The sequence below is a fragment of the Anaerosporobacter sp. genome, from assembly GCF_965301125.1.
On sequence record NZ_CBDLAM010000068.1, the window covers coordinates 1 to 18,376 of the forward strand.

At 33.9% G+C, this 18,376-nt stretch carries 19 protein-coding genes; all 19 read left to right on the forward strand.

Translation table 11 applies throughout. The features are described from left to right. Positions 1–784: flagellar biosynthetic protein FliR (gene fliR, locus ACW2QF_RS09345; protein ID WP_455715733.1), on the forward strand; the 784-nt coding region annotated here is incomplete at its 5' end. Between the two features lie 17 nt (positions 785–801). Beyond that, positions 802–1,953 carry a flagellar biosynthesis protein FlhB gene (gene flhB / locus ACW2QF_RS09350; protein ID WP_455715734.1) on the forward strand — a complete coding sequence of 384 codons (1,152 nt, stop codon included), beginning with the start codon at positions 802–804 and terminating at the stop codon, positions 1,951–1,953. Between the two features lie 17 nt (positions 1,954–1,970). Continuing rightward, positions 1,971–4,004 carry a flagellar biosynthesis protein FlhA gene (flhA, locus tag ACW2QF_RS09355; RefSeq protein WP_455715735.1) on the forward strand — a complete coding sequence of 678 codons (2,034 nt, stop codon included), beginning with the start codon at positions 1,971–1,973 and terminating at the stop codon, positions 4,002–4,004. Then, entirely contained in the window at positions 4,004–5,227 is a 1,224-nt protein-coding gene (flhF, locus tag ACW2QF_RS09360; protein ID WP_455715736.1) for a flagellar biosynthesis protein FlhF, read from the forward strand. The genes flhA and flhF overlap by 1 nt, the downstream gene beginning before the upstream one ends. Then, positions 5,227–6,123 (forward strand): MinD/ParA family protein, encoded by an 897-nt coding sequence (locus tag ACW2QF_RS09365; RefSeq protein WP_455715737.1) that lies wholly within the window; start codon positions 5,227–5,229, stop codon positions 6,121–6,123. The genes flhF and ACW2QF_RS09365 overlap by 1 nt, the downstream gene beginning before the upstream one ends. 14 nt (positions 6,124–6,137) lie before the next feature. Next, a complete protein-coding gene (locus ACW2QF_RS09370; protein WP_455715738.1) occupies positions 6,138–6,908 on the forward strand; it encodes a flagellar brake protein in 771 nt (256 codons plus the stop codon). Beyond that, positions 6,909–7,994, forward strand: a complete 1,086-nt coding sequence (cheB, locus tag ACW2QF_RS09375; protein ID WP_455715739.1) for a chemotaxis-specific protein-glutamate methyltransferase CheB — start codon at positions 6,909–6,911, stop codon at positions 7,992–7,994. It begins immediately after the preceding gene. Continuing rightward, complete coding sequence (locus ACW2QF_RS09380) at positions 7,995–10,100, forward strand: chemotaxis protein CheW (RefSeq protein WP_455715740.1); 2,106 nt, start codon at positions 7,995–7,997, stop codon at positions 10,098–10,100. A 12-nt stretch (positions 10,101–10,112) separates the two neighbouring features. Next, entirely contained in the window at positions 10,113–10,568 is a 456-nt protein-coding gene (locus tag ACW2QF_RS09385) for a chemotaxis protein CheW (protein WP_455715741.1), read from the forward strand. Positions 10,569–10,690: 122 nt separating this feature from the next. Then, positions 10,691–11,275: a chemotaxis protein CheC gene (locus ACW2QF_RS09390; RefSeq protein WP_455715751.1), complete on the forward strand. Its 585-nt coding sequence runs from the start codon at positions 10,691–10,693 to the stop codon at positions 11,273–11,275. Positions 11,276–11,284: 9 nt separating this feature from the next. Further along, positions 11,285–11,770: a chemotaxis protein CheD gene (locus tag ACW2QF_RS09395; RefSeq protein WP_455715742.1), complete on the forward strand. Its 486-nt coding sequence runs from the start codon at positions 11,285–11,287 to the stop codon at positions 11,768–11,770. 41 nt (positions 11,771–11,811) lie between these two features. Further along, positions 11,812–12,075: a hypothetical protein gene (locus ACW2QF_RS09400; protein WP_455715743.1), complete on the forward strand. Its 264-nt coding sequence runs from the start codon at positions 11,812–11,814 to the stop codon at positions 12,073–12,075. Positions 12,076–12,107: 32 nt separating this feature from the next. Then, positions 12,108–12,875, forward strand: coding sequence for a FliA/WhiG family RNA polymerase sigma factor (locus ACW2QF_RS09405; protein WP_455715744.1), 768 nt, complete (start codon positions 12,108–12,110; stop codon positions 12,873–12,875). Positions 12,876–12,962: 87 nt separating this feature from the next. Next, positions 12,963–14,567: a DUF342 domain-containing protein gene (locus tag ACW2QF_RS09410; RefSeq protein WP_455715745.1), complete on the forward strand. Its 1,605-nt coding sequence runs from the start codon at positions 12,963–12,965 to the stop codon at positions 14,565–14,567. Positions 14,568–14,598: 31 nt separating this feature from the next. After that, positions 14,599–14,913, forward strand: coding sequence for a hypothetical protein (locus ACW2QF_RS09415; RefSeq protein ID WP_455715746.1), 315 nt, complete (start codon positions 14,599–14,601; stop codon positions 14,911–14,913). Positions 14,914–14,927: 14 nt separating this feature from the next. Further along, on the forward strand, positions 14,928–15,581 hold the full coding sequence (locus tag ACW2QF_RS09420) for a DUF6115 domain-containing protein (protein ID WP_455715747.1): 654 nt from the start codon (positions 14,928–14,930) through the stop codon (positions 15,579–15,581). Positions 15,582–15,614: 33 nt separating this feature from the next. After that, positions 15,615–16,250, forward strand: a complete 636-nt coding sequence (locus tag ACW2QF_RS09425) for a hypothetical protein (protein WP_455715748.1) — start codon at positions 15,615–15,617, stop codon at positions 16,248–16,250. Between the two features lie 166 nt (positions 16,251–16,416). Beyond that, a complete protein-coding gene (gene rpsB / locus ACW2QF_RS09430) occupies positions 16,417–17,145 on the forward strand; it encodes a 30S ribosomal protein S2 (protein ID WP_455715749.1) in 729 nt (242 codons plus the stop codon). A gap of 249 nt (positions 17,146–17,394) precedes the next feature. Beyond that, positions 17,395–18,321, forward strand: coding sequence for a translation elongation factor Ts (gene tsf / locus ACW2QF_RS09435; protein WP_455715750.1), 927 nt, complete (start codon positions 17,395–17,397; stop codon positions 18,319–18,321). Positions 18,322–18,376: the final 55 nt, after the last annotated feature.

Sequence of the window (18,376 nt, forward strand, 5' to 3'; positions counted from 1 at the left end):
GGATAATATGAATGTAGATTTTGCAGTAGAAGATATAGAAGTATTTTTATTAATATTAGTTCGAATTTCAGGTTTCGTATATGCTGCGCCTTTCTTTAATCTTAGTAGTGTACCTAGGAAGGTTAAGATAGGACTTAGTGCTTTTATGGCACTTGTGATCTTTAGTTCAATAAATGGTATACAGCTTGAATATGTTGGCATAATTGATTATGCCATTTTAGTAGCCAAAGAATTAATTATAGGAATTTTAATTGGATTCAGTGCTAATATGTGTGTCTTCATATTAAATTTTGCGGGACAAATGCTCGACATGGAGATTGGTTTTTCCATGGCTACACAATTTGATCCTACATCTAATATGCAGACAACTATAACATCAAGTTTTTATACGTATCTTGTAATGTTAATAATGCTTTTAAGTGATATGCATTTGCATCTTTTAAAAGCAATTATGGATACGTTTAAACTAATACCGCTTGGACATGCAGTTTTTAAAGATGGTTTATACGACACTGCGTTAAAGTTTATTACCGATTTCTTTATTATAGGTTTTCGGATTATACTTCCAGTGTTTGCGACGTTATTAATCGTAAATATCGTACTTGGTATATTAGCCAGAGTAGCACCACAGATGAATATGTTTGTAGTTGGTATGCAGATAAAAGTATTTATAGGACTTTTTGTTTTGTTCTTTATTATTAGCCTAATGCCACAAGTTACAGACTTTATCTTTTCAGAGATGAAATCTTTAATTCAAATGGTTGTCCAAAATCTAACGGAATGATTTGAGGTAAGCTTAAGTTGAGATTACAGTATGATGATTTCAATCAGAACTTAATATACAAGCAGACAACATTTCTGCGATACAATTTACAGTTATTTGCAAAAGATGAGGGTGGAGAAAAGACAGAAGAAGCCACACCAAAGAAACTTGATAAAGCAAGAGATGAAGGACAGGTAGCAAAGAGTCAAGAATTAAATACAGCAGTTATGCTTTTAGCGTTGTTTCTTAGCTTGAAAATATTTATCGGAACAATAGGGGATAAATTCATAGAAGCATTTCAGAAGTCATTTGAAAGTATTACACTTATTGTTAAAGATGATATGTCAATGAACTCAATCCTGTCTTTACTTGGATATGCTTTGAGATCAATTCTTTTAATTTCATTACCTATATTCTTAATTGGTATAGTCGCAGGGATATTAGTTAATATAGTACAAATTAAATGGAAAGTTACATCAAAACCTTTAAAACCTACACTGAGTAAGCTGAATCCAATAAATGGATTTAAGAGGATGTTTTCAAAGGAAAAGTTAGTCGAATTACTATTCTCTGTACTTAAGATAATATTAATCGGCGTGCTTGTATATTCCACATTAAAAGATCAATGGAAATTACTTTTCAATTTGTATGACTTTACTTTATTCCAAGCCATCGGAGTTATTGGTGATATGGTTATTTCGTTAGGTTTGAAGATTAGTTACATGTTCCTGATTATTGGATTTGCGGATTTGTTTTATCAAAAAAGGAAATTTAAGAAGGACATGATGATGTCTAAACAGGAAATTAAAGATGAATGGAAGAATGCAGAAGGTGATCCTCAAGTTAAAGGTAAGATTAAGTCGAAGATGCAAGAAGCATCTAGACGTAGAATGATGAATGCGATTCCTAATGCAGACGTTGTTATTACCAACCCAACACACTTTGCGGTTGCGTTGCAATATGATAGGGAGTCTAGTTCTGCACCGATGGTTGTGGCCAAAGGTGCTGATTATATGGCTCAAAAAATAAAAGATATAGCAAGAGAAAACAAGGTTGAAATTGTAGAAAATAAACCACTTGCTAGAATGTTATATTTTAATGTAGAAATCGATCAAGAGATACCTCAGGAACTGTATCAGATGGTGGCTGAGATATTAGCTTATGTATATAGAGTAAAAAATAAGATTTAGTTATGGGGGTAAGGTGAATGAAAAAGTCTGACTTGGTACTTGGGTTATATATCCTAGCGGCTATTGTATTTTTGATTGTACCAATACCTTCTTTATTATTGGATGTATTATTAGCGCTTAATATAGCGATAGCAATGATTATATTATTTAATGCATTATTCTCAAAAGAAGCATTGAATATGTCAAGTTTCCCAACAGTACTGTTGTTTACTACTATATTTCGTATTTCGTTGAATGTATCATCTACGAAGTTAATTCTTTCAACAGGAGATCCTGGTAATGTAGTTAGGACATTCGGTGAATTCGTAGGTGGTGGAGATCTTATAATCGGAGCAATCGTATTCTTAATCTTAATTTTGGTACAATTTATGGTTATCAATAAAGGTTCTGAAAGAGTTGCGGAAGTAACTGCAAGATTCACGCTTGATGCTATGCCTGGTAAACAGATGGCGATAGATGCGGATTTGAATACAGGTGCAATTACAGACGCGGAAGCAAGAGAAAGAAGAGAGAAGTTACAATCTGAATCTGCTTTCTTTGGAGCTATGGACGGTGCTACGAAATACGTAAAAGGGGATGCAACAGCTGGTTTAATTATCACTGTAATTAATATTGTTGGTGGTGTTCTTATGGGCGTACTTAGACAAGGTTTGCCAATGGCTGATGCACTTGAGAAGTACACCATTCTTACTATTGGTGATGGTCTTGTAAGCCAGATACCATCAATCATGATATCTTTGGCAACTGGTTTATTAGTTACCAAGGTTTCAAAAGAAGCAGATATCTCAGAGGTGCTTGTTAATCAATTATTCTCAATACCTAAAGTATTGTATATGGTTGGTGGAGCGTTAATATTCCTTGGAGTAGTTACTCCTCTTAATATCATTGTATTCTGTACATACGGGGTAGTCTTTATTATGTGTGGTAGAATGATTAATGCTAAGATTGAAGAGGGGAATATTGAAGAAGAGGTATCAGCTACAGAAGATAATGCTGATGAGATTCGTAAACCAGAGAATGTTACTACGTTATTACAGGTTGATCCAATTGAGTTAGAGTTTGGATATGGTATTATTCCTTTGGCGGATGTTAACCAAGGCGGTGATTTATTAGACCGTGTAGTTATGATTCGTAGGCAAATTGCACTAGAACTTGGTTGTGTAGTTCCAATTATACGTTTACGAGATAATATACAGTTAAATCCTAATCAATATGTTATTAAAATTAAGGGTATCCCAGTTAGTGATGGTGAGATTTTGTTTGATCACTATATGGCGATGAATCCGGGATATGTTGAAGAAGAAATTACAGGTATTCCAACGTTTGAACCTTCTTTCCACCTACCTGCAATTTGGATTACAGAAAACCAAAGAGAGAGAGCAGAATCACTTGGTTATACAGTTGTAGACCCACCTTCCATTATTGCTACACATTTAACGGAAGTTGTTAAGAATAATCTAAGTGAATTATTAAGTCGACAAGATGTTCAAAATCTTATTAATAATGTTAAAGAGGCAAATGAGACCCTTATATCAGAATTGGTTCCAAAACAACTTGGTGTTGGTGAAATTCAAAAAGTTCTGCAGAACTTATTGCGTGAAGGAATATCAATTCGTGATTTAGTTACTATTTTTGAAACACTTGCAGATAATGCACCTGTAACAAGAGATACAGATGTACTTACTGAATATGTGCGTCAGAGTCTAAAACGTGCAATCTCTAATAAATATTTTCCAAATGGGGAAACAACAAGTGTAGTTACTCTTGATCCACAAATAGAGCAAGAAATTATGGGTGCTGTAAAGCAAACAGAACAGGGAGCATATTTGACGTTGGATCCAGAAAAGACTCAGGGAATTATGAATTCTGTTAGAGATGAAGTATCAAAACTGGAGAACCTAGGAAGAAATCCTATTGTTATAACGTCTCCTATAGTGCGTATGTATTTTAAAAAGTTAACTTCCGATTACTTTAAAGATTTGATTGTTATCTCGTATAGTGAAATTGAATCTAATGTTGAATTACAATCAGTAGGGATGGTGACAGCGTAGTGATAATTAAGAAATTTCAAGCTGAAACAGAAAAAGAAGCCATATTAATGGCAAAAGAAGAATTAGGTAAAGATGCAATTGTTACTAATATCAAGACGATTAAACCAAAAGGAATTCATAAGTTTTTTAGGGCTTCCAAAGTTGAAATAACAGCAGCTGTAGATGATACAGTTAATTACGAAGAGGATAGTTTATTATCCTCTTTTCAAAAGTTAATCAATGAAAATCAGTCTAATAAACAATTGGAAATTACAAAAGAAAAAGTTGTTACTAGACAGACAGATACAGATGAGAATCTCTTTGAGGAGGTTAAGTCCACGTATTCATCAGAAATTGAAAAAAAATTAGATAATCTTCAAAATTTAATTGAAAAGCAGATGAATCCTACTAAGGAAAATGTGGTACAACCAGTTGAAGAGGAAAAAGCTAACGAGAATGAATATATTAAACTGATTTACAAGCAGATGATAATGAATGAAGTAGATGAGAAATACACGAATCAAATCATCAATGAAATTGAGGCTACTTTGCAAAAAGGAGCACCAGTTGATAACATACTGACTAGTATATACCAAAAAATCGTTTTGAAATTAGGTCAACCAGAGACAATTGAATTAGGGGAAAACAAACCAAAGTTTGTATTTTTCATTGGACCTACTGGTGTAGGAAAGACTACCACAATCGCTAAGATTGCGTCTGGATTTAAGATGAATAAGAATACAAAGATGGCCTTAATCACTTCGGATACGTATCGTATTGCTGCAGTAGAGCAATTACGAATTTACGCAAATATTCTAGGAGTACCATTAAAGGTAATCTATTCTACTGAAGAATTTAGACAGTCAAAAGAAGAATTTAATGATTACGATATCGTTTTAGTTGATACAGCAGGAAGATCTCATAAGAATACAGAACAAAAAGACGACTTAGAATCATTGTTAGGCACTATTGATGACTCCATGAAAGAGATTTACCTAGTGTTAAGTGCGACTACAAAATATAAAGATTTGATACGTATAACCGAGACGTATTCTACGATTGCAAATTACAAGGTAATATTTACTAAACTAGATGAAACAATATGCATGGGTAATATTCTTAATGTCAGAATGATGACAGGTGCACCTCTATCGTATGCAGCTTGGGGACAAAACGTACCAAATGATATAGGAAGGCTCGATGCGCAATTTGTTGCTAAAAAACTATTAGGAGGCAGTGATTGATGGATCAAGCGGAAGAATTACGAAAGATGATAGAGAAACAAAACCAAAAGAATGACATGGCAAGAGTAATTACTGTAACTAGTGGAAAAGGAGGTGTTGGTAAGTCCAACATTTCCGTAAACCTAGCAGTTCAGCTAAGCAGACTTGGTAAGAGAGTAGTGATTCTTGATGCGGATTTTGGACTAGCGAATGTTGAGATTATGCTAGGAATTAGACCTCAATATAATCTTGCAGATTTGATGTATAGAGGAAAGACTTTAAGAGAGATAATTACGCAGGGTCCAGAAAATATTGGCTTCATATCAGGAGGCTCAGGAATAGAAGAGCTAGCCAATCTTACAAGAGTACAACTTGATGATTTGAGAAAGATGTTGTATGAGCTTGATGATCTAGCTGATGTGATTATAATCGATACAGGAGCTGGTATTTCAGAAAGTGTATTAGAATTTGTAGCAGCAAGTTCTGAGGTTATTTTAGTAACTACACCAGAACCAACTTCCATAACGGATGCATATGCATTATTAAAAACACTATCAAAACATTCGCAATTCTCTATTGAAGATACAGTTATAAAGATGGTTCCAAATCGAGTAGATTCGTATGCAGAAGGAAGAGAACTGTATAATAAACTAAGCATTGTTATACAAAATTATCTACACCTTAATGTCGAATTCCTAGGTGCAATTCCTATGGATAAGAATGTATCAAAAGCTGTAATTAAACAAAAACCTGTCTCATTAGCATATCCTAATTCAGAAATGGCAAAAGCAGTGTATGATATGGCAAATGCATTATGTAAGGAAGAAATGGAAGAGCAACAGCAACAGAAGAAGGGAATATCACAATTATTTTCTAATTTAATGAGATTTAAGAAGAACAAGACAAAAGAAGATTAAAAGGGGAGGATTATATGGTAGATTTGACAACTCTTACTATTGGTGACAAAGTTAGCTTATCAAAAGACGATGACAATTTACTCCCAGAAGGTAAGGATAAGACCTATGCTTCAAAATTACTTGAGATAAAATCCGATAATTCTATTGTTATTACAATGCCGATTTATAAAAATAGGATTATTAACCTGGAGCAAGATGGGGTATATATTCTTTTGTTTTTTTCAAAAAACAATATACTTAAGGCAAAAGGAAAAGTAGTTAGTAAATACCTTGAAAAGAATATTAGAGTGGCTGAAATCTTCTTATTATCGAATCCTATACGTTATCAAAGGAGGAAATTTTACAGATTAGATTGTATTATCGATACAAGGTATCGTATTCTTACTCCAATGGAAGAGATGATTCAAAAAAGAATTAGTACGGAAATGAATCAATCTGATTTAATCACAAATATTTGTAAAGAAAGTTTAAATCAACTGCAAAGCTATAATTTAAAAGCAACAATTACTGACCTCAGTGGTGGTGGTATACGATTTCATTCAGAGAACAGTCATAATGTGGGGGATCGTTTCAAATTTAATTTAATTCTATCTGAAGGTAAGTGTGGGTTACATCTAGAAGTTAATGTTAGAATAATTGATGTTACATGCATCCACCTAAAGCCAGCTGATTACGAATACCGTGCTTTATATGAGGATATTACTAATGAAACAAGAGAAAAGATAATTCGCTATATCTTTGCTGTACAAAGAGAAAAACAGCGACAAAAAAAAGGAAATGATTAAATGAAAAAAAATATTTTAGTTGTTGATGGCTCTGCACTTATGAGAAGACTGTTATCTGATATAATTAACTCAGATGATCGATTTGTGGTATCAAAAGTTGCCATTAATGGATTAGAAGCACTTGACTATGTTACTATAAATTATAGACAAGTTGATGCGGTCGTCTTAGATATAAACATGCCTAAAATGAACGGATTGCAGTTCATGGAGAAAATCTCCAAACTAAATATTAAGCTAACTGTTATCATTGTTAGCACAATTGCTAAAGAAGGTGCAAAAGAAACTATACAAGCTTTGGAGTTAGGAGCATTTGATTTTGTTACTAAACCAGAGAGTTTTATCGAAGCTAAAAGTGATAGTTTTAAAAACCGATTAATTGATTGTCTATTATTAGCGACTGGAGATGCTCGTAAGGATTTTCAAGCCGTTAAACATACGACAATTAATAAGTCTTCACTAAATAAGCCTTCAAAAATCGCAAGCAGTACCCAAATGCTTACAAAAGATGCTGCAAAACTAGTAGCACTTGCTTGTTCTACAGGGGGGCCTAAGGCATTACAAAAAGTAATTCCATTACTTCCCAAGAATTTAAATGCAAGTTTTTTACTAGTACAGCACATGCCAGAAGGGTTTACATATTCACTTGCTCAACGTCTTAATGAGTTAAGTGAACTGGTTGTTAAAGAGGCAGTTGATGGAGAAGAAGTAAAAAAAGGTCATGTTTATATTGCTAAAGGTGGGTACCAGATGAGAGTGAGAAAAGAGAGAGGTAAACACTTATTATCTGTAACATTAGAAGCCGCAAGAGGTGGATTAAAACCTTGCGCAGATATTTTATATGAGTCTTTAGTGGATTCAAACTATGATGAAATAACTTGTGTCGTCTTAACTGGTATGGGTGGAGATGGAACACAAGGTATTAAAAAACTAAATGAAAACAATAACATTTATGTTATAGCTCAAGATGAAGCAACATCAACTGTTTATGGTATGCCTAAAGTAATAGCAGAGTCAGGACTAGTAAATGAAGTTGTACCATTACAAAAAGTTGCTGAAGCTATAACAAATCACGTGGGGGTGTTTTAGATGGACGTTAGTCAATATTTGGAGATATTTATCGATGAAACGAAAGAACATTTACAAAATCTAAATGAACAATTATTAATTCTTGAAAAAGAACCGGATAATGTAAATACTATTAATGAAATATTCCGTGCAGCACACTCACTAAAAGGTATGGCTGGAACAATGGGATATAAGAGAATGCAACGTTTAACACATGATATGGAAAATGTATTCTCAGAAATTAGAAATGGCAAAATGTCAGTAGGTGAAAATTTAGTTGACGTTCTATTTCAAGGGTTAGATGCACTTGAATCTTATTTAAGTAACATTCAACAAACAGCTGATGAAGGTACAGAAGATAACGAGCCAATTATAACTCAGTTAAATACTATACTGAAAGAAGGACTTGGAGAAAAAACTGAAGCTCAAAGTGTTTCTGCTACGGCAACTCAAGTTGAAACAGCTGAAGAGAATGACGAAGGAGCTAAGTATCAGGACCTTAGAATTGCTGATTATGAAAGCCATGCTATAACAAAAGCAAGAGATACTGGACAGAACGTATTTGGTATTACAATCTATATTCAAGAATCTTGTATTCTAAAAGCAGCAAGAGCATTTCTTGTGTTTAAGGCATTGGAGGAACTTGGTGATGTAATTAAATCATACCCTGAAGTTCAAGATATTGAAGATGAAAAATTTGAGTTTGATTTTAGTGTAATATTAATTACTAAGGAGCCACTTGAAGAAGTAAAGGCGAAGATCCTTGCTGTATCTGAAATTAAAACTGTATATATAGACAAGATGGAGATACCTCAGAACACAAGCGAATCTATGCAATCAGAAAGTGCAAATCAAACAAATACTGTACAAACAGCCTCTGTAACAGAGCAAACTCCAGTTGAAAAGAAAGAAACTACTCAAGCTAAAGCACAGTCACAAGCACAATCAAAACAGCAATCAAAACCAGTAGTTAATCGTTCTGTACGTGTTGATATTGAAAAACTAGATGTGTTGATGAATCTAGTTAGTGAATTAATAATAGCTAAGAATGGTTTAGTATCTATCAGTTCTGGAGATAATGAAAATCGTTCTGAGAGTGCATTTAATGAACAGATAGAGTATCTTGAAAGAGTAACAACTAACTTACATGAATCTGTTATGAAAGTTCGAATGGTTCCGATTGAAAGTGTTGTAAATCGTTTCCCTCGTATGATTCGTGATTTATCTAAGAAACTAAATAAAAAGATGGAATTATTCATGACAGGTGAAGATACAGAACTTGACCGTACTGTAATTGATGAAATTGGCGATCCATTAATGCATTTATTACGTAATTCTGCGGATCACGGTCTTGAACATGAAGAAGAAAGAAGAAAAGCTGGTAAACCAGAAGTTGGTTCAATTTTCTTAGATGCTTACCAAGATGGCAATAATGTTGTGATAGAAGTGCGTGATGATGGTGCTGGTATCAATGTAGAAAAAGTTAAACAAAAAGCTTTAGAAAAGGGAACTATAACAAAAGAACAAGCTGAGACAATGACGGATAAAGATGTTGTTGACTTATTGTTCCGCCCAAGTTTCTCAACTGCAGAACAGATTACTGATGTTTCTGGTAGAGGTGTTGGTCTAGACGTTGTTAAAACGAGAATAGAAGCACTTGGCGGTGATATAGAGGCAAGAACTAAGCTTGGTGAAGGAAGTAACTTTATTATTCGTTTACCATTAACACTTGCAATTATCCAAGCATTAATGGTTGAAATCGGTACAGAAAAATACGCTATTCCTCTTGGTAGTATACAAACAATTGAAGATGTTCCTGTAAGTGATATCAAATATGTTCAAACGAAAGAAGTAATCAATTTAAGAGGAACTGTAATTCCAATCATTCGTTTAGCTGATATTCTTGACGTGGAACAAACAAAAGAATCTTCTGAAAATCTTACAGTGGTTATTGTTTCCAAGGGAGACAAGCTAGCAGGTCTTGTAATAGACAATTTAATTGGACAACAAGAAATTGTTATCAAATCACTAGGTAAATATATTAACAACAATAAGATGATTGGCGGAGCAACAATCCTTGGTGAAGGTGAAGTAGCCTTAATTCTTGATGTTAATACATTAGTATAGGAGGTACTTACTATGGATGCAAACATGAGCACAGAAGCAAAGCAATATATTGTTGTAAGAATTGGTAACGAACAATACGGAATTGACATTCAATATGTTGATAATATTGTTAGAATGCAACGTATTACAAGAGTTCCAAAAGCACAATCGTTTTTTAAAGGTGTAATTAATTTAAGAGGAGAGATTATTCCTGTAATGAGTATCCGTTTAAAGTTCGGTCTTGAACCTGATGAAATAACGAATGCTACAAGAATTATTATTCTTAAGTTTGAAGCACAGTCTGCAATCGGTATTCTAGTAGATGAAGTTAAGGAAGTAGTTACTTTAGAAGATGAAAGCATTGAAAAGGTAACATATAACGCTAAGGATGAAAAATCATTGTATCTAAGCGGTATAGGCAAACATGGGGACAACTTAATTTCATTGCTTAATATTGCAGGTGTTATCGGAGATAAAGAGGCTGTCTAAGCCTAATGTGATAAGGGGCTGCCGCAAATCATTTCTATAAAGAAATAAGTTCTTGTGGCAGCCCTTTTAGTGAATAACATATACCAGGAGGTGGTACTGTGGATTTAGATCACATTGATAATATGCATTTTGATGTTTTAAAGGAAATTGGCAATATAGGTGCGGGGAATGCGACAACTGCATTATCTCAGATGATTAATACAAAAGTTGATATGAAAGTACCTGTTGTTGAGCTTCTTGAGTTTCGTGATTTACCAGATGTTGTTGGTGGAGCTGAAACTATTGTTGTAGGTATATTATTAACAATTGATGGTGATATTGATGGTATGATGATGTTTATGCTAGAAGAAGATTCGGCACATCATTTAGTAGATATGATAGTTGGTATAAAATCAGATGAATCCCGTGAATTTACAGAGATGGATTTATCAGCATTGAATGAAATTGGTAATATTATAGCAGGAGCGTATCTGTCATCCCTCTCAGCTTTAACAAATATGCGCATAAATGCTTCGGTTCCTTACATGTCAATTGATATGTCTGGGGCAATTTTAAGTGTACCAGCAATTGAATTCGGTAAGATAGGTGATAAAGCATTATTAATACAATCTCAATTCTGTGAAGATGATGATGAAGTTAATGGATACTTTATACTTATACCGACTTTAGACTCATATGATAAAATCATGAATTCATTAGGATTATAGGTGATTTTTATGAACGAGATGATAAAAGTAGGGATGGCGGACTTGAATGCCTGTAAATGTCCCAATGCATTAACTACTCTTGGATTAGGATCTTGTGTTGGTATTGCATTGTATGATCCTTCTGTAAAGGTTGGAGGCATGGCTCACATAATGTTGCCTGACAGTACGAAGATACGCAAGAATGAAAATCCAGCAAAATTTGCAGATACAGGTATTGATGAACTGATAAAATTAATGGTTTCATTAGGGGCAAAGAAACAAAACCTTGTTGCTAAGATTGCAGGAGGAGCACAGATGTTTGCATTTACAGCGAATAATGATATGCTTCGAATTGGTGACAGGAACGTTGAAGCTACGAAAGCCAAATTGGCTTCACTAGGTATTAGAGTAATAGGGGAAGATACAGGTTTGAATTATGGAAGAACCATTGAATTCTATACTGAGACGGGGGATTTATTAATAAAATCCGTTGGCAAACCAATTAAAACTATATAATATATTGTTTCGATAAAATATATTTGGCAGGAGTGAATGAAATGAGGACAAGATATATACCAACAATAATAATGCTGTTAGCAGGATCAATAACTAGTGCTATATTCCTTATTAAATCTTATAGCGTTGTTTCGACGCTAGAGATTTTACTTGGTGTATTAATCATATTCTATATTATTGGGTTAATAGCGAGAAATTTAATTAATCGAATTATAGCAACGGATTTGGAACAACCGGAAGATATGGATGTCGCTACGGAAGGTGAAGAAACGGTAACGGAAGATGATGATGTTTCAGAAGAATAGAGAAACTATGAGACTGTCTTTTGGAGGCGAGCATGAACGAAGAACGAAGAAATAGATTATGGGAAGAGTACAGTAAAAATCGAATAAGTTCAAATCGTGAGAAACTAATTCTTGAATATGCGGAATTAGTTAAAATAGTAGCTGGTCGACTCAGCATCTATCTTGGGCATAATGTAGAATATGATGATTTGATCGGATATGGGATCTTTGGACTAATAGATGCGATAGACAAATTTGATTATAATAAGGGGGTAAAGTTCGAAACATATGCAACACTACGGATACGAGGAGCCATATTAGATCAAATCAGGAAGATGGATTGGTTACCAAGAACCTTACGCCAAAAACAAAAGAAAATTGATACAGCATATCAGAAGATTGAAGCAAGATTGGGTAGAATGGCTACCGACGAAGAATTAGCAGAGGAATTAGATATTACAGTAAAAGAATTAATCACATGGCAAAACCAAACAAAGATATCATCTCTAATATCGTTAGATGAATACATTGAACAGGGAAGTGATGTGAAAGTAGAAGCGAATGAGAATTCGCACTATGCCCAGCCAGATAAATTAGTTGAGCGTAGTGAACTTAAAGAGATTCTATTAGAAAGTCTAGAATCATTAACAGAGAAAGAAAAGAAAGTAATTATTCTATATTATTATGAAGAACTAACCTTAAAGGAGATTAGTTTAACTTTAGAGGTATCTGAATCAAGAGTGTCACAGTTACATACAAAGGCACTTCAGAAATTAAGAAGTAAAATGGGAAATAATATAGAAATGTTTAATATATTTTAACTAAAACAAGTTCTCTTTACAGGTTTCAGATGACTTGTTTTGGTACAAGAAATTAAAATTTTGTTAAAGGGAAGGCGGGGGGTAAACATGATACAAAAAAACGGATATTTTTATTTGAACATAAAAGATGATGGAGTATATCTTCATTTAGTACCAGAAATTGATGGTGGAGAATCAGTAACACTTGATGAGATAAGTGCATACTTATCAAAAGTCAGGATTTTTGAGTATGATATTAAAATATTAAAACAAGAAGTCGCCTCTTTAGTTGAAGAAACTGACGTGAAATTAAGTGATACTATCATATTACCTGTTATGGAGTTAATGACAGTTTCAGTATCAAGTGATAAGAAAACTGCTTTTGCTAAATGGTACCCACCTTCAAACAAAGGAAGATTATTAGATAATGAAGATATCAAATCGTGTATCACAAGGGAAGGAATCAAATACGGAATTCAGAATACTGCTATTTCTGAATTTTTAAGAGAACGTTGCTATAATACCAATATTATTATAGCAAGTGGAATAGATGCAGTTGATGGAAAAAATGCTGAGATCAAGTATTATTTCCAAATCGATCGTAAATTAAAACCAAAGCATAATGATGATGGTTCGGTTGATTTTCATCAATTGGACATGATTAGTCATGTTGAAAAGGACCAATTATTAGCCGAATTAATACCTGCTGATTCTGGTATTCCAGGGATTGATGTTTATGGAAATGTAATACGACCACAAAAAGTTGTAAATAAGATATTGAAGCACGGAAAAAATATCTATGTAACACAAGATGGGTTAAAGATGTATTCAGAGGTCTCAGGGCATGTTGAGTTAGCAGGTGATAAGGTATTTGTGTCAAATACATATGAAGTACTTGCTGATGTTGATACTTCAACTGGAGATATTACATATGAAGGAAATGTCTATGTTAAGGGAAATGTTAGAACGGGATTTACTGTACATGCAAAAGGTGATATTATTGTAGATGGAGTTGTTGAAGGTGCAGAATTACACAGTGATGGGAATATTGTATTAAAACGTGGAATTCAAGGTATGAATCGAGGACTTTTAAAAGCAAAAGGTAACGTAGTGAGTAAGTTTATTGAAAGTTCAACTGTTATTTCCGGTGGATATGTTTATACAGAAACAATCTTGCATAGTAAGGTATATGCTAAAACAGATGTCAACGTAAGTGGCAGAAAAGGCTTGGTAACTGGTGGAGTTATTAAAGCAGGTGCTCTTATTCACCTAAAAACTGTAGGTTCAACAATGGGTACTGCTACGGTACTGGAAGTAGGTGTTGACCCTACAATAGTTGAGTCCTATAGAGAATGTGAAGGCAAAATCGTATCTTTACAAGAAGAAAAAGAAAAAATTGTTAAAGTCTTAACTCTATTTAAGAAAAAGGTTGTAAATGGGGAGAAGCTGAGTGCTGAAAAGTTGCATTATTTGCAAAAGCTCTCCTTGCAAAATACAGAAATTGACAAGGCTCTAGAACCATTAATGGAGCAATACGAACAAATGCAAGAAATGATGGAAGAAAATATAAATGGAGAAGTTATAGTAGATAATATGGCATATTCAGGTGTACGTGTAGATATTGGAGGTGTAATTTATATTATTAAAACAGCAGAACATCATTGCAAGTTTATTAAAGAAAAAGCAGACATTAAGGTAGTAGGGTTGTTTTAATTTATGTATTTGACGGAAAGAGGTGAATCGTATGATTACTCAAGTAGATATGTTAACTTTGATACCCCGTACGAACGAAGTTTCTAATGTTAAGCAAGTTGAGATGCAACGACCTATGCAGGAACAGGCACAGATGAACTCTACGTTTCAACAACAGATTAAGCACGAACAGCGAAAAACGGTAGAATCTCAAAAAGGAGAAAACAAGGAATTTCGTTATGATGCAAAGGAAAAAGGAAATGAACAGACATACGGTGATACGAATAAGAAAGGGAAAAAGAAAAAAGAAGAAATTCCAGTAAATACGCATCCAACTAATGGTGGTTCATTTGATATTAAAATATAAGTAGGAGATAGTATATGACAGTATTTGATGTATTCATGGTAATACTGGGTTTAGTTTTGATAGCAGTAAGTTTCTTCTTCACGGAAAAGGTAACTTCTAAAGGGAAACAGGAACTAGCGGGTAATACAATGAAGGGTTTAGATGAAGATGCGTTACTAGCATTACAAAACACAGTGGAAGAGAATTTGATGAAGATATCAGAAGCTACAATAGTTAAGACAGAGAATAGTCTTAATAAGATAACCAATGAAAAAATCATGGCAATTAGTGATTACTCAGATCAGATACTTGCAAAGATTGATCAAAATCATACAGAAGTAGTATTCTTATATAACATGCTTAACGATAAAGAGAGTTCGTTGAAAGCAAGTTTAGTGAAAGAAAATTCGATAAAAGAAAATCCAATAGCTGAAGAGCATAATAATCAAGAAACGTTTATGGAAAAAGTAGATTCAAAAGGTAGTGAAGCAGACAACCAAACGGATTCTAAAGATTCAACAAATTATACGTATCGCGAACAACAGTTTACAGAAGAAGATAAACAAAATAACAACCAAGAGATTATGAAGTTATATGCTAGTGGAAAAAGTATTACTGAAATTGCTAAAACCTTAGACTTAGGGAAAGGTGAAGTAAGTTTTGTGGTAAATCTATACAAGCAAAGATAAATTTGTTGTTGGTTAGGAAGGTTTGGTTTGCATATGAAATTAAAACTAAAATACTTTATTCGTGGCTTAGGGATTGGAATTCTATTCACAGCTATTGCAATGTCACTGTCTCTACAAGCATCCCGTAGTAGAATAATTAGAGAAAATGCTTTGACAAAAGATGAAATTATGGAAAAAGCTATGGGTTATGGTATGATAATGGATACTTCGGAAGATACTAATTCAGTGGAAGAAGAACCATTACAAGATGAGCAGAGTCAACAAGAGATTACGAATCAAGAAAATTCTCAGAATGATGAAGAATCTCAAAATGTAGTAGATAGTCAAAGTGATGAAGAAAATCAAAATGATGATAGTCTAGATGAAGAGAGTAACAAAGTTCAAGACGATAATGAAAAAGATGATTCTATAGACGAAGATAAGGATGACTCGAAAAAAGATGATTCTATCATATCAATCGATTATTACTCCATTGAAATAACGGATGGAATGACAGGTACTAGTGTTGGAAGATTATTAAAAGAAAAAAATATAATTGAAGATTCCGATGAATTCCTTAGTTATATGCATGAGCAAGGTTACTCTAATAAGATTCGAACAGGAGAGTATCTAATTCCTGTGAATGCTACGTATAAATCCATAGCGGAAATAATAACTGGAAAGAAATAATTTTATTATTTTTAAAGCATAGAGAGAAAAAATACTTGTCATATGTAAATTCATATGATATACTCTTAATGTTAAAATACACGTATATTGATTTCTAGTAGGGTGCCAAATTGGTCTACTAGTAAGCTGAAATATACGGAAGAAATCAACCAAATGGAGGTAAATTATGAGCGTTATATCAATGAAACAATTACTTGAAGCTGGTGTACATTTCGGACACCAAACTAGAAGATGGAACCCTAAAATGGCAGAGTACATCTACACTGAAAGAAATGGTATCTACATTATCGATTTACAAAAATCTGTAGGTAAAGTAGATGAAGCTTACAATGCTATTAAAGATATCGTAGCTGACGGTGGTACTGTTCTTTTCGTTGGTACTAAGAAACAAGCTCAAGATTCTGTTAAATCAGAAGCTGAACGTTGTGGAATGTACTATGTAAACGAAAGATGGTTAGGTGGTATGCTTACAAACTTCAAAACTATCCAAGGTAGAATTGAAAGATTAAAAGCTATCGAAACTATGGCAGAAGACGGTACTTTCGATGTTCTTCCTAAGAAAGAAGTTATTAACCTTAAGAAAGAACAAGAAAAACTTGAAAAGAATCTTGGTGGTATCAAGAACATGAAGAACATCCCAGATGCAATCTTCGTAGTTGACCCTAAGAAAGAAAGAATCTGTATTCAAGAAGCGCATACATTAGGAATTCCACTAATTGGTATCGCTGATACTAACTGTGATCCAGAAGAATTAGATTTCGTAATTCCTGGTAATGATGATGCAATCAGAGCAGTTAAATTAATCGTTGCTAAGATGGCTGACGCAGTTATCGAAGCTAACCAAGGTGCTCAATTAAACGAAGAAGCTCCTGTTGAAGAAGCAGTAGAAGCTTAATCTGATTATTCATACCCGTTATGGGCTTGGTATAATGCTTCAGCCAGGGTTGCCCGGTTGAAGCATTATTCATGTTATAGAGAGTTTGCGATGTCTACTTTCTATATATTTATGAATAAATTAATACTTTGCATATCTTTCACTCATATGAGTGAGGGGTATTAGTTTTGTATTATAAAGAGAGCGGTAACGCTTCTCATAATAAAAATAAAAAATGGAAACGTAAATGAATAACGGAGGTATTCGAACATGGCTATTACAGCGTCAATGGTAAAAGAACTTAGAGAAATGACAGGTGCAGGAATGATGGATTGTAAAAAAGCTCTTGCTGCAACTGATGGTGATATGGACAAAGCAGTAGAATTCTTAAGAGAAAAAGGTCTTGCTGCAGCTGAAAAGAAAGCTGGAAGAATCGCAGCTGAAGGTATCGTTGCAACTAACGTATCTGCTGATGGTAAAGTAGCTTCTATCGTAGAAGTTAACAGTGAAACAGATTTCGTTGCTAAAAATGAAAAATTCCAAACTTACGTAGCAGATGTAGCAGCTCAAGCAGCTTCAACTTCAGCTACAGATATCGAAGCTTTCTTATCAGAAGCTTGGGCTCCTGATACAAATATGACAGTTAAAGAAGCTTTAGCTGCTCAAATCGCTGTAATCGGTGAAAACATGAACATCAGAAGATTTGAAAAAATCGTTGCTGAAAACGGATTTGTTGAATCATACATCCACGCTGGTGGTAGAGTTGGTGTTTTAGTTGAAGTTGAAACTTCAGTAGTTAACGATCAAACTAAGGCAGTAGCTAAAGATGTAGCTATGCAAATCGCTGCTATCGCTCCTAAATATTTATCATCTGAAGAAGTTCCAGCTGATTACAAAGAGCATGAAAAAGAAATCTTAAAAGCTCAAGCTATGAACGAAAACCCTGACAAACCAGAAAACATCATTGAAAAAATGATCATTGGTCGTTTAAACAAACAATTAAAAGAAGTTTGCTTATTAGAACAAGCTTTCATCAAAGATGAAGACTTAACAGTTAAAAAATATGTTGAAGCAGCTGCTAAAGAAGTTGGCGCTGATATCACTATTAAGAGATTCGTTCGTTTTGAAACTGGCGAAGGTATCGAAAAGAAAGAAGAAGATTTCGCTGCAGAAGTAGCTGCTCAAATGGCTAAATAGGCGAAGTTTTCAATATAATATAATTTAACTTATAGAGGCTCCAAATGCCTTATAT